This is a genomic window from Pseudarthrobacter sp. CC4, assembly GCF_048957775.1.
GTDB lineage: Bacteria > Actinomycetota > Actinomycetes > Actinomycetales > Micrococcaceae > Arthrobacter.
Map to the genome: position 1 here is coordinate 17,880 of NZ_JARCCZ010000009.1, position 12,667 is coordinate 30,546.

The window sequence follows — 12,667 nt, forward strand, 5'->3', positions numbered from 1 at the left end:
ACTTGACCTGCCTCACACTTCCTATATGATTATCAAACTTCATATAGGAATAGCCCACGAACTCCTCCCAGTGCAGAGAGAAGACCAGCATGCCTTCCATTTCTTCCATCCGTACCCAGGACGTCCGCTTCCCGACGTCCCTGGAACTTGACGGCTCCGACGCAGTCAACGTCGACCCCGACTACTCCGCCGCGTACGTGGTCATCCGCACCGACGCGGGCGACGAAGGCCACGGTTTTGTGTTCAGCTGCGGCCGCGGCAACGAGGTCATCACCCACGCCATCGATTCCTATGCAGCCCTCCTGGTGGGCCGGGACATCGACGAGCTCATCTACGACCTTGGCAACGCCTCCAAGCGGCTCATCCACGATTCCCAGCTGCGCTGGCTCGGCCCGGAAAAGGGCGTGACCCAGATGGCGGCCGGCGCCCTGGTCAGTGCGCTCTGGGACATCCGGGCCCGGCGCGAAAACAAGCCGCTGTGGCTCCTGCTCAGCGAAATGCCCGCCGAGGAGATCGTCGACGTCGTCGACTTCACCCACATCCGGGATGCCCTCAACCCCCAGCAGGCCCTGGACATCCTGCGCGCCGGCGAGGACGGGAAGGCCGCACGGATCGCCGCCCTCAAGGTGGACGGCTACCCCGCCTACACCACCTCCCCCGGCTGGCTGGGCTACAGCGACGAAAAGCTGGTCCGGCTCAGCAAGCAGGCGGCAGCGGACGGCTTCTCCATGATCAAGCTCAAAGTGGGCGGGGACATCAACGATGACCGCCGCCGCATGGCCCTGGCGCGGCAGGCCGTGGGTGAACTTCCCATCGCCATCGACGCCAACCAGCGCTGGGAGGTCTCCGAAGCCATCGAATGGGTGAACCAGCTTGCAGAGTTCAACCCGTACTGGATTGAAGAGCCCACCAGCACCGATGACATCCTGGGCCACGCGGACATCCGCAGGGGCGTGGCCCCGGTCCGCGTTGCCACCGGTGAGGCCGTTGCCAGCCGCATTGTGTTCAAGCAGCTGCTGCAGGCAGGCTCCATCGACGTCCTCCAGCTTGACTCCACCCGCGTGGCCGGCGTCAACGAGAACATCGCCAACCTGCTGCTCGCCGCCAAGTTCGGCGTCCCGGTCTGTCCGCACGCCGGCGGCGTGGGGCTCTGCGAGCTCGTCCAGCACTTCTCCTTCTTCGACTATGCGGCCATCACCGGCAGCCAGGACGGGCGCATGATCGAGTATGTGGACCACCTGCACGAGCACTTCGCCGAGCCGGTCCGGATCGTCAACGGCCGCTACGCTGCCCCGCAGCTGCCCGGCACCGGCGCCGAAATGCTCAGCGCCTCGCGGTCCCGCTGGGAATTCCCGGGCGGTGCCGGCTGGGCCGAAGTAGGCAACCGCGCCGCCGTCACCGGGGCCCGGCTCGCCCCGGCGGGAGGCGTCCGATGACCACCAGCGTGGAAGAGCTGGACGCCGTCGTCGAAGCGGCCCACGCCGCCTTCGAAAAGGCCCGGACGGCGGATCCCTTCACCCGGGCGTCATGGCTGGAGGCGGTGGCAACAGCGCTGGACGCAGACGCTGACGTGCTGGTGGCCCTCGGGGAACAGGAAACCCACCTGGCGGAGGCGCGTCTCCGCGGCGAACTGAAGCGCAGCACCTTCCAGCTCCGGCTCTTCGCGGACGAGATCCGGCGCGGCGAGCACTTCGATGCCACGATCGACCACGCGGATCCGGAATGGGGCATGGGGCCGCGGCCCGACCTGCGCCGCTACAACGTGCCGCTCGGGGTGGTGGGCGTCTTCGGCGCCTCCAACTTCCCGTTTGCCTTCAGCGTGATGGGCGGCGACAGTGCCTCGGCGCTTGCCGCCGGCTGCGCCGTGGTGCACAAGGCGCACGACGGGCACCTGCAGCTTGCCCTGCGCACCGCAGAGGTTGCGGTGGCCGCACTCGACGCCGCCGGCGCGCCGTCGGGCCTCTTTGCCCTGGTGACCGGAAGGTCCGCCGCGGAGGCCCTCGTGGACCACCCCCTGACAAAGGCCATCGGCTTCACGGGCTCGACGGCGGGCGGCCGCGCCCTGTTCAACCGTGCCGCAGCGCGGCCCGAGCCCATCCCCTTCTTCGGCGAGCTCGGCGGGATCAACGCCGTCTTCGTGACGGAGAACGCCTGGGCCGCACGCCGCGACGGGATCGTCGCCGGCTACGCGGGCTCCTTCACCCTGGGCATGGGCCAGTTCTGCACCAAACCGGGCCTGCTGTTCATTCCCCGCGGGCACACCGACGCCGTCCGCGCGGCGCTGAACGAAGCGCTCAAGGATTTCATTGCCGCGCCGCTGCTCAGCGAGCGTCTGCATGAGGGGTTCGCGGGCGCCGTCGGCGGTCTCCGTGGAACGCAGGGCGTGGAGGTGCTGGTGGAGGGCGACTTTGCGGAGGCGCCGTCCCCCACCGTGCTGCACACCTCGGCGTCCGCGGTGCGCAAGGATCCGTCCATCCTCCGCCAGGAGATGTTCGGGCCGGCGAGCCTGATCGTGGAGTACGGGGACGAGTCCGAGCTCCCGGCACTGGCCGGACTCCTCGAGGGGCAGCTCACCACCACCCTGCAGGCGGAAGCGGACGACGACGTCTCCGACCTTGCCGCCCGGCTCACCGACATCAGCGGCAGGGTGCTGTGGAACGGCTGGCCCACGGGCGTCACCGTCAGCTACGCGCAGCACCACGGCGGGCCTTACCCGGCGACGTCGTCCAACACCACGTCAGTGGGGACGGCTGCCATCCGGCGTTTCCTCCGGCCCGTGGCCTTCCAGTCCTTCCCGGCGGACCGGCTGCCGGAACCGGTGCAGGATGCCAACCCCTGGCGGGTGCCGCAGCGCATCGACGGCGAGTGGCAGCGGCCGGAAGCTGCGCCGGCGACGGCGGGCGGCGGCCAGTGAACGCGCCCAGGCCCATTGGACCGTCGTCGGTCCTTCCGGAAGATGCAGCCGGCGCGCTCCTGATCGGCCGGATCTGGGACGTCGAAGCGTCCGGCCCGCGCGTCGTGGCGGTCCAGGGCGGGGACGTCTATGACCTCCAGCCCCTGGCCGAAACGGTCTCCGCACTCCTCGAACGCCCGGACCTGGTGGCAGCCGTCCGGGGCGCCATGACCGTGCCCCGGTGGTCGGCGTCGGAGATCATCGAGGCGTCCCTGGCCCGCGATACAGCCCGGCCGCATCTCCTGGCCCCGGTGGACCTCCAGGTCGTCAAGGCCTGCGGCGTGACGTTCGTGGACAGCATGATCGAGCGGGTGATTGAAGAGCGCTGCGGCGGCGACGCCAGCCGCGCCAGGCAGACCCGGGAGCTGGTGGCGAAGGCGCTGGGCGGCAGCATCGCCGCGGTCCGGCCCGGCTCGCCCGAAGCCGCCGAGGCCAAGAAGGTGCTGATCGCCGAAGGGCTGTGGTCGCAGTACCTGGAGGTGGGCATCGGGCCGGACCCCGAGGTGTTCACCAAGGCCCCGGTGCTTGCGTCGGTGGGCCTTGGCGCGCAGGTGGGGATCCCGTCGTTTTCCCACTGGAACAACCCTGAGCCGGAGCTGGTGCTGATCGCCACCTCGGCGGGTTCCGTTGTGGGCGCCACGCTCGGCAACGACGTCAACCTTCGGGACGTGGAGGGCCGCAGCGCCCTGCTCCTGGGCAAGGCGAAGGACAACAACGCCTCCTGCGCGCTGGGCCCCTTCATCCGGCTGTTCGACGGCCACTTCACTCTGGACACGCTCCGCGAGGAGGAGATCCTGCTGCGGGTCGATGGCACGGACGGCTACTGCCTTGAGGGCCGCAACTCGGTGGCGCGGATCAGCCGGCCGTTCGAAGAACTGGTGGCCGCGACCCGGGGGCGCCACCACCAGTACCCGGACGGCTTCGCACTGTTCACCGGCACCCTGTTCGCCCCGACGCAGGACCGCGACCAGCCGGGGCAGGGCTTCACGCACAAGATGGGCGACACGGTCACCATCCGCAGCCGGCACCTCGGAGCCCTCATCAACCCGGTGGGCCGCGCCGAGGAATTGCCGGAATGGTCCTTCGGGCTGCGGCAGCTGTTCGAGTACCTGCACCACCAGCGGGCCCTTCAGGAGTCTGCTGCCCAGGTGCGGTAGGCGGCCGGAAGCGGACGACGGCGGGAGGTTCCCGCCGTCGTTCGCTTCTTTAATCGGCGATTTGGACAGTTGCCTCTATTTCCACCGCGAAGCCCAGCGGAAGGGAGCTGACCCCGATGGCCGACCGGGCCGGCAGCCGCTCCGTGCCGAACGCTAGGGCCAGCACCTCGGTGGCGCCGTTGGCAACAAGATGGTGCTCGGTGAACCCGGGCGTGCTGTTCACAAAAATGACGGCCTTCAGGACGCGGGCCACCCGGTCCAGCCCGCCGAGGTGGTCGCGCACAGTGCTGAGCAGGGAAAGCATGACGGCCCGGGCCGCCTCCCTTCCCTCCGCCGTTGTAAGGTCCGCTCCCAGCTTGCCGCGGTGAATCGGCCCTCCGTCCGCGAAGGCCCCGTGCCCGGAAACATGGAGGACGTCCGCATGCCGGGTGATGAGGGCAAAGGTTCCAACCAGCGGGTGCGGTGGCGGCAGCACCAATCCGGCCCCGGCAAGCTTCTGCTCAGGCGTCATGTGGTCATCCCCTAGCGTATTCGGGCCCTGTTTCCAGACTAGCGGCCCAAGGACTCCCAGAGACCGCCGGGGAACAACTGCGCCCCTTATTCCGTTGGCATCGCTACGAGCATGCCGCCTGCGTCCAGCCGGCACCCAACAGAACGGAACCACATGGTCAGGGCTATCTGGAACGGAAAAGTCATCGCCGAATCCGCGGACACCGTGGTGGTGGAGGGCAACCACTACTTCCCGCGCGACGCCGTCAACGCCGGCTACTTGCGGGACAGCGACCTCTATTCGGTCTGCCCATGGAAAGGCAGGGCCAGCTACCACACGCTGGAAGTGGACGGGAAACTGAACGTGGACGCGGCCTGGTTCTACCCGGAGCCGAAGCCGCGCGCCAAGCAGATCGAGGACCGCATCGCCTTCTGGCGGGGCGTGACCATCGAGCACTAGCAGAGCGGACGACGCCGGGAGGTTCCCGCCGTCGTCCGCTCCCTTGTGGGCCGCCCCGGTCAGTTCTTGGCGACGTCCAGCTCAATCACGGCCCAGGACAGCGCCGGAAGCGTTGCCCGGAGCTCGGAGCCGCTGGCCTTCGCCCCTTGCAGCGGCTTGAGTCCCACCTGGTCCGGGCGGTCCTGGCTGTTGGCGGTGAAACGGTCCCCGCCCTCAGGGATCTCCAGGACCTCCGCGCGGACCACCTGGCGGGCATCAAACCCGCGCAGTGAGACGTCGATGTCCGCCGCTTCCTCCAGGCCGCGGTTTGCCAGGAAGAGCGCCACGCGGCCCGTCTCCTCGTTCCACGTCGCGCTGACATCCACCAGGTCGGTGCCGCCGAAGCGCGCGTTTTCGTACTTGTCCGAGTCAACGGACAGGCGCAGGATCTGTCCCGTGGCCAGCTCGGCCATGCGGGCGAACGGGTGGAAGATCGTCTGGCGCCAGGCCGGGCCGTTTTCCTCGCTGAGGATCGGGGCGATGACGTTGACCAGCTGCGCCTGGTTGGCGATCTTGACGCGGTCGCCGTGGCGGAGCAGCGAGTTCAGCAGGGTTCCCACCACCACGGCATCCGTCACGTTGTACTTGTCCTCGATGAGCCGGGGGTGCTCGCGCCAGCCGGCCTTGGCGACGTTGCGCAGCTGGTCCTCGGTGTCCCGGCCGCGCTGGTACCAGACGTTCCACTCGTCGAAGGACAGGTTGATGTGCTTCTTGTGCTTACCCTTCGCCCGGACGGCGTCGGCAGTCGCGATGACTGATTCGATGAAGTAGTCCGTGTCCACTGCGCTGGCCAGGAAGCTGCCGGCATCGCCGTCGTGCTCCTGGTAGTAGGCGTGGAGGGACACGTAGTCCACCTCGTCATACGCATGCGTCAGGACAGTCTGTTCCCAGGCGCCGAAGGTGGGCATGCCCGAGTTGGAACTTCCGCAGGCCACCAGTTCGATGTCCGGGTCCACGAAGCGCATGGCCTTGGCGGCTTCCTGCGCCAGGCGGCCGTATTCCTCGGCAGTCTTGTGGCCGATCTGCCACGGCCCGTCCATCTCGTTGCCGAGGCACCAGAGCTTGATGTTGAACGGATCCTTGTGGCCGTTCTTCGCGCGGAGGTCGGACCAGTAGCTGCCGCCGGGGTGGTTGGCGTATTCCACGATCTCGCGGGCCGCCTCCACGCCCTTGGTGCCCAGGTTGATGGCTTCCATGATTTCCGTGCCGGCCTGGCGGGACCAGTCGACGAATTCGTGCAGGCCGAACGCGTTGGTCTCCACGGTGTGCCAGGCGCCGTCCAGCCGGCGCGGACGGTTCTCGCGCGGGCCGATGCCGTCCTCCCAGTTGTAACCGGAGACGAAGTTGCCGCCGGGATACCGGATGACGGTGGCCCCGAGTTCCTTGACGAGCTTGAGGACGTCTTGCCGGAAGCCCTTTTCGTCGGCTTCCGGGTGGCCCGGTTCGTAGATGCCGGTGTAGACGCAGCGGCCCATGTGCTCCACGAAGGAGCCAAAGAGGCGGCGGGGGACTTCGCCGATGGTGAAGTCGCGGTCGAGGGTGATCCGTGCGCGGGACATGTACAGCACTCCTTGGTCGTTGTTCAGGTCTGTTCGTAGCGTTGGTTTGCAGGCGGAAGGTGGCGGTTCAGGTTCCGGCGAGGCCCGTCGTCGCAACGCCCTTGATGATCTGGCGCTGGAAGAAAAGGAAGACGAGGATGAGCGGCAGCGCAGCGAGCAGGGCGGACGCCATGTTCTGCGCGTACTGGATGCCGTAGGCGCTCTTGATGGTCTGCAGCCCCACCGGCAGGGTGAGGAGCGCGCCGTCGTTGGTGGCGATGAAGGGCCACAGGAAGTTGTTCCAGGCGCCGATGAACACGAAGATGGCGACGGCGGCCAGGATGGGCCGGGACAGCGGCAGGACGATTTGGGTGAAGATCCGCATGCGGCTGGCGCCGTCCATCACTGCCGCTTCTTCAAGTTCGCGGGGAATCTGGTCGAAGAACTTCTTGAGCACGAACACCATCGCTGGGTGGATGACCTGCGGCAGGATGATGGCCCAGGACGTGTCGATCATGTGCAGGGCGAGCATCTGGTAGAAAAGCGGGATGATCAGGACCGGCGGAGGGACGATGATGGAGGCGATGATCACCGTCATCAGCACCTTCTTGCCCTTGAAGTCGATCCGGGACAGTGCGTAGGCCACGAGCGCAGAGATCACCAGGGTGATGGCCGTGATGGCCGCCGAGGTGTACAGCGAGTTCCACGTCCACAGCGGGATGTTGCCGTCCTGGAACACTTTCACGAACGCTTCGGGCGTAAAGCCCGACGGCGGCACCCAGCTGATCTTCGGAGCCGCGGCATCCGTCTCGGTCTTGAAGGCGGTGGCGGTTGCCCAGGCGAAGGGGACCAGCCAGAGGACTGCGATCAGCGCGGCAACCGCGACGGCGGCGATCTTGCCTGCCGTCATTTTCTTGCGTGGCTGGCGGAGGTCCTGGCTGGTGCTGATGCCTGACTCGGGGCGGTCGAGGGTCTGAATTGCCATGGTTATGCACTCCTGCGGCGGGTGATGACGAACTGCATGACCGAGACGAGCACTATCAGTCCGAAGAAGATGTAGGAGATGGCTGCGGAATAGCCCAGCCGGTAGCCGGTGAATCCGGTTTCAAAGATGTACTGCACCACGGGCCGGGTTGATCCTCCGGGCCCTCCGGCGGTCATCTGGTACACCTGGTCGAAGATCTTGAGCGAGGCGAGGATCTGGAGGAGCACGATCATCACGGTGGTGGGGGTCAGCTGTGGCAGGGTGATGGAGAAGAACTGGCGCCAGGCCCCGGCACCGTCGAGGGATGCTGCCTCATAGTGCTGGTGCGGGATGTTCTGCATCGCCGCCAGGTAGAGCAGGAAGTTGAACCCCACCGTCCACCAGAGGGTGGCAATGACGATCGCCCACATGGCCACGTTGGGGTCGTTGAGCCAGGCGACCTTGGGGATTCCGATCTTGGACAGGGAATCGTTGATGAGGCCAAGCTGCGGGTTGTACATCCACGTGAAGAACAGTGAAACCACGGTGGACGCGAGCAGGTACGGGGCAAAGTAGGAGAGCCGCCACAGCCACTGGGCCGGCAAACCGACATTGAGCAGTGCCGCCATCACCAGGGCCACCAGCACCAGCGGGACCGTGCTGATCACGGTGAAGTACAGGGTGTTGCCGAGTGAGCGCCACATGCCGGCGTCGGACAAGGCTTCGGCGTAGTTCGCAAAGCCGATCAGGCTGTCATTGGCTCCGGTCAGGGACTTGCCGGTGAGGCTCATGTAGACGCCGTAGAGAAGGGGCCACACAAGGAAAACGAGGAAGAAAACCAGGAAGGGCGCGGCGAACCCCCAGCCGCTGAGGTTGCTCCTGGTGAGGCTCCCGGGGCTCCGCCGGGCTGCTAGTGAAGAACTCATGAAGGACTCCTTTGTCGCTCGGTGGGTTTAGACGGGGTTGGGCCGGGAAAGCAGGTGGTTGGTGCGCTCTTCGAAGGCGTCCCAACCTGCGGCCGCTTTGTCGCGGCCAAGGAGGACGTTCTGGACGTTCTCCGCGAAGTAGGTCTGCCAGTCAGATCCCGAGCCGCTGAACCAGGCTTCGGGGTCGTAGGCGATGACGTCGGCCGCATTGGCATAGTGCGCCTGCGGTGTGAGGTCCTTGTAGGCCTGGGACTGGACCACCGGCTGGTACGCGGGAATGTGGCCCGCTTCTGCCCAGGACAGTGATCCCTTCAGGACGTCGCTGACGAACTTGTAGACGTCGCGGCGCTTCGTGTCGTCCACGTTCAGCTGCCGCGGAAGGACGAAGGAATGCGAGTCTGCGTAGGCAGCCGCGGTGCCGTAAAGCGTGGGAATGGTGGCCGCATCCACCGGCAGGCCCGCCTTCTTGAGCGTCGGCAGCTCCCAGACGCCGCTGAACAGCATTCCCGAGCCGCCGCGGGCGAATTCCGCGATGCCCGTGCTGATGTCGCCGCTCTTGGCCGCGATGGTGTCGTCGAAAAGCGATGCCATGAAGTCCAGCGACTCAATGGCTGCGTCCCGGTCGACCTTCATCGGCTGGCCCGGCGTCAGGGTCATGTCCGCGCCGTGCTGTTTGTAGAGCGTGTAGAAAAGCCGCCACATCTGGGATCCGCTGCCAAGGTAGCCAAAGGACAATCCGTGGGCCTGGGTGACCTTCTGCATCTCCCTGGCCATGGCCAGGAACTCCTGCGGGGAGGCCACTTCCTGCAGTTGTCCGTTTCCGGCCAGGACTCCGGCCTTCCCGGCGACGTCCGTGTTGTAGAACATGACGAACGGATGCGAATCCAGGGCGATGGAGAACACCTTGCCGTTCTGCTGGCTCTTCTCCCAAATGCGCGGGGCGAAGTTGTCGCCCGTGACGCCGTGCTCTGCCAGCAGCGAGAGGTCCCAGGGGTCGATCAGGCCGCCGGGGGCGTAGCCCGGCACCCGGCTGGCATGCATGATCGCCAGCTCCGGCGGACGTCCGCCCGCAGAGGCCATGGCCAGTTTGGTGTAGTACGGCGGCCCCCACGCCAGCACGGTGGGATGCACCTTGAACGCAGGGTTGGCCTGGTTGGCGCCGTTGATCATCGCCTGCATCTTGATGCCGTCGCCCCCGGACAGCAAATGCCAGAACCCGATGTCCCGCACGCCGGCAGCCTGGGCGTTTCCGCCGCAGCCCGTCAGTGCGCCTGTTGCCAGGACGCTGCCCAGGGCGGCCGTTCCTGTCAGTAACTGCCGGCGGGACAACTGTTTCCCGGGCAAAAATTCAAACTGCTTCACCAATCACTCCTTTGGATGGGTCCGCTGAAAGGTTCCTACTGTTGCCTAAAGTTCCGGTTCCGGCGCGCTCCGTCCCCGGCAGATGTCTTGGGGGAAGTGACGCAGGTCTCACGTTACATCGATGTAATGGCTGCCGCAAGGAAAAACTGTTAGCGCCAACAACTTGGTGGGATGCTCTCGTTTCAGCCGCGGCTGCTGTCCCGCTCCACGATCGTGTAGTCGATGGAGACCACGCGCTGTTCCTGGCCCCTGTCCGCCATCCGCTCCGTCAGGAGGCGCAGGGCTTCGCTGGCAATGGCGCGCTTGTCGAAGGAGACAGTGGTCAAGGAAGGCACGGCGTAGCGGCCGTCGGCAATGTCATCGAAGCCCGCCACGGCAATGTCGTCCGGTATCCGCAGGCCCCTCTTCCAGAGCACGCTCAGGGCGCCGATGGCCATGGAATCGGTGAAGCAGAACAACGCTTCCGGAACAGGATGCGTATCCAGGTAGGCCGTAAGCGCATCGGCGGCGGTCTGCGGCGTCCACCTTTCGCAGGGGATCAGCAGCGACTCGTCCCGGTCAATGCCCAGGATCCCCAAGGCCTCTTCATAACCTTGCGTCCTCTGGATCGCCGCGGCGGATCCCCTGCCCTCGGTGGTTCCCAGGACGGCGATCCGGCGTCGCCCGGACGCGGCCAGGGCGAGGGTCATGTCCCGCGCGGCGCCGACACTGTCCACGTGCACGCGGTCGGCGAGCTTTTGCTTGACCTCACCGAGCAGGACCACTGGCGGCAGGGCAACGCCCACCTGCACGGCACTCTCGTCCAGCACTACGGGATTAAGGATGAGCCCGTCGATCAGGTTGGAGCGGGCGCGCACCATGAGTTCGTGTTCGCGCTGGGGATCCGAGCCGGTCTCCTCGATCTGCACGATCCAGCCCTGCTCGTGTGCCACTTCGACAATATTGTGGGCAATTTCTGCCGAGTACGGCGTGCCCAGGTCAGGCAGGGCCAGCGCAATCACGCCGGACCTCCCGTTACGCAGCCCGCGGGCGGAGAGGTTGGGGACGTAATCCAGTTCGAGGATGGCCTGCTCCACCTTGGACCGGGTGGCCCCGCTCACCGGAACGATGCCGTTCATCACGTTCGAGACAGTCTTGGGTGAGACCCCGGCACGGCGGGCGACATCCTTGACCGTTGCGCGCAATGCTCCCCTTCCAAACTTTCCGGGCAAGAGCCGGCAGCGAGTGGCCGCCTTCCGACGGCGGGCCTGCTGACGATTTTACCGCCAGTCGGGACGGACGACGGCGGGACCTCCCGCCGTCGTCCGCCTCCTGCGTGAGGGGTGCAGGCGGGGCTACCAGCCCGGCATTGCCGGGGGTAACGTGGCGATCAGGCTGATACCCGTCCAAGGAGGAACCCGGCATGGAAGTCGTCACTATCGAAACGCCCCAGCTTGGCGACCGCACCTACCTGGTCCACGACGGCGCGGTGGGCATCGTCATCGATCCCCAGCGGGACACCGACCGGGTGGACAAGGCCGTCGCGGACGCCGGGGTGAGGATCACGCACGTGGCGGAAACGCACATCCACAACGACTACGTCACGGGCGGGCTGCAGCTGGCCAGTGACCACAATGCCGCCTACCTGGTCAACGCCGCGGACGACGTGCCGTACGCCCGCCAACCGATCTCGGACGGAGACACGGTGCAGGTGGGAAGGATGGTCCTCAAGGCGGTGGCCACGCCAGGGCACACCCACCACCATCTCTCCTACATCGTCACGGACGGCGAGCGCCAGGCCGTGTTCTCCGGAGGGAGCCTGCTCTACGGCTCCGTGGGCCGCACCGACCTGGTCAGCGACGAAGACACCGTGCCGCTCACCCACCACCAATACGCCTCGGTGCGGCGCCTGGTGGACGAGGCCGGCAAGGACGCCGGGCTCTACCCCACCCATGGCTTCGGCTCCTTCTGTTCCTCAGGCCCGGCCAGCGGGGCGGAATCCTCCACCATCGGCGAGCAGCTGAAGGAAAACCATGCCCTGACGGATCCGGACGAGGACCACTTCGTCCAGGAGCTCATCCACAACCTCACGGCTTATCCGTCCTATTACGCCCATATGGCCCCGATCAACCTGGCAGGACCCACGGCGCCGGACCTGGAACTGCCCGACTCCCTGGACCAGGATGAGCTGGCGGCCCGCCTCCAGCGGGGAGAGTGGGTGGTGGACCTGCGGAACCGCATTGCCTTTGCCAACAGCCACCTCAGCGGCAGCGTCAGCTTCGAATACGGCGACGGCACCAAGTTCACCGCCTTCCTGGGCTGGGTCCTGCCCTGGGACGAACAGCTGACCCTGGTGGGTGAGCACCAGGACGTGGAGAACGCCATCCGGGACCTTTCCCGCATCGGGATCGACAACCCGGACGCGGCAATCGGCAGCGGACCCGGGGAACTCGCGCCCGGGGCACCCACCTCCTCCTACCGCAGCGTTGGCTGGCAGGAAGTGCTGCAGAAGCCCAAGGACGAGCCCCTCCTGGACGTCCGCCGCACCGACGAGTTCGAAGAGTCGCACATCCGCGAGGCAACAAACATCCCGGTTCACGAGCTGCTGCGCCGCATGGACGAGGTGCCCGCCGGGCGGCTGTGGGTGCACTGCGGGTCCGGGTACCGCTCTGCGGTGGCGGCAAGCCTGCTGCAGCGCGCAGGCCGCGACGTGGTGCACATCGATGCCAAATTCCGTGACGCGAGGAAGGCCGGCCTCGCCCTGGCATAAACCGGTAACGGAAACAACAGGCGCACGCCA

The 12,667-nt window shown here is 66.6% G+C and carries 11 protein-coding genes; 5 read left to right on the forward strand and 6 right to left on the reverse strand.

Annotated elements, in window-relative coordinates:
• Positions 1-89 precede the first annotated feature (89 nt).
• Genes PV768_RS07345 through PV768_RS07355 form a run of 3 tightly spaced genes read left to right on the forward strand, consistent with a single transcriptional unit; the run spans position 90 to position 4,110 of the window.
• Entirely contained in the window at positions 90-1,436 is a 1,347-nt protein-coding gene (locus PV768_RS07345; RefSeq protein ID WP_157240903.1) for an enolase C-terminal domain-like protein, read from the forward strand.
• Positions 1,433-2,914, forward strand: coding sequence for an aldehyde dehydrogenase (NADP(+)) (locus PV768_RS07350; RefSeq protein ID WP_421092661.1), 1,482 nt, complete (start codon positions 1,433-1,435; stop codon positions 2,912-2,914). Before PV768_RS07345 ends, PV768_RS07350 begins: the two co-directional genes overlap by 4 nt.
• Positions 2,911-4,110 carry a fumarylacetoacetate hydrolase family protein gene (locus PV768_RS07355; protein ID WP_421092662.1) on the forward strand — a complete coding sequence of 400 codons (1,200 nt, stop codon included), beginning with the start codon at positions 2,911-2,913 and terminating at the stop codon, positions 4,108-4,110. Before PV768_RS07350 ends, PV768_RS07355 begins: the two co-directional genes overlap by 4 nt.
• A gap of 49 nt (positions 4,111-4,159) precedes the next feature.
• On the opposite strand, the gene PV768_RS07360 is transcribed toward PV768_RS07355, so the two are convergent.
• Positions 4,160-4,621, reverse strand: coding sequence for a RidA family protein (locus PV768_RS07360; RefSeq protein WP_421092663.1), 462 nt, complete (start codon positions 4,619-4,621; stop codon positions 4,160-4,162).
• 153 nt (positions 4,622-4,774) lie between these two features.
• On the opposite strand from PV768_RS07360, the gene PV768_RS07365 reads away from it, so the two are divergent.
• Positions 4,775-5,059, forward strand: a complete 285-nt coding sequence (locus tag PV768_RS07365; protein ID WP_157240896.1) for a DUF427 domain-containing protein — start codon at positions 4,775-4,777, stop codon at positions 5,057-5,059.
• Between the two features lie 59 nt (positions 5,060-5,118).
• On the opposite strand, the gene PV768_RS07370 is transcribed toward PV768_RS07365, so the two are convergent.
• From PV768_RS07370 to PV768_RS07390, 5 genes are all read right to left on the reverse strand, one after another.
• Positions 5,119-6,657 carry an alpha-N-arabinofuranosidase gene (locus tag PV768_RS07370; protein WP_421092664.1) on the reverse strand — a complete coding sequence of 513 codons (1,539 nt, stop codon included), beginning with the start codon at positions 6,655-6,657 and terminating at the stop codon, positions 5,119-5,121.
• A gap of 67 nt (positions 6,658-6,724) precedes the next feature.
• Positions 6,725-7,621: a carbohydrate ABC transporter permease gene (locus PV768_RS07375; RefSeq protein ID WP_421092665.1), complete on the reverse strand. Its 897-nt coding sequence runs from the start codon at positions 7,619-7,621 to the stop codon at positions 6,725-6,727.
• A gap of 2 nt (positions 7,622-7,623) precedes the next feature.
• A complete protein-coding gene (locus PV768_RS07380) occupies positions 7,624-8,526 on the reverse strand; it encodes a carbohydrate ABC transporter permease (RefSeq protein WP_157240890.1) in 903 nt (300 codons plus the stop codon).
• Between the two features lie 27 nt (positions 8,527-8,553).
• On the reverse strand, positions 8,554-9,888 hold the full coding sequence (locus tag PV768_RS07385) for an extracellular solute-binding protein (RefSeq protein WP_421092666.1): 1,335 nt from the start codon (positions 9,886-9,888) through the stop codon (positions 8,554-8,556).
• A gap of 182 nt (positions 9,889-10,070) precedes the next feature.
• Positions 10,071-11,072: a LacI family DNA-binding transcriptional regulator gene (locus tag PV768_RS07390; protein ID WP_421092667.1), complete on the reverse strand. Its 1,002-nt coding sequence runs from the start codon at positions 11,070-11,072 to the stop codon at positions 10,071-10,073.
• A gap of 218 nt (positions 11,073-11,290) precedes the next feature.
• Here PV768_RS07390 and PV768_RS07395 point away from each other — a divergent pair, with 218 nt between their 5' ends.
• Entirely contained in the window at positions 11,291-12,637 is a 1,347-nt protein-coding gene (locus PV768_RS07395; RefSeq protein WP_421092668.1) for an MBL fold metallo-hydrolase, read from the forward strand.
• Positions 12,638-12,667: the final 30 nt, after the last annotated feature.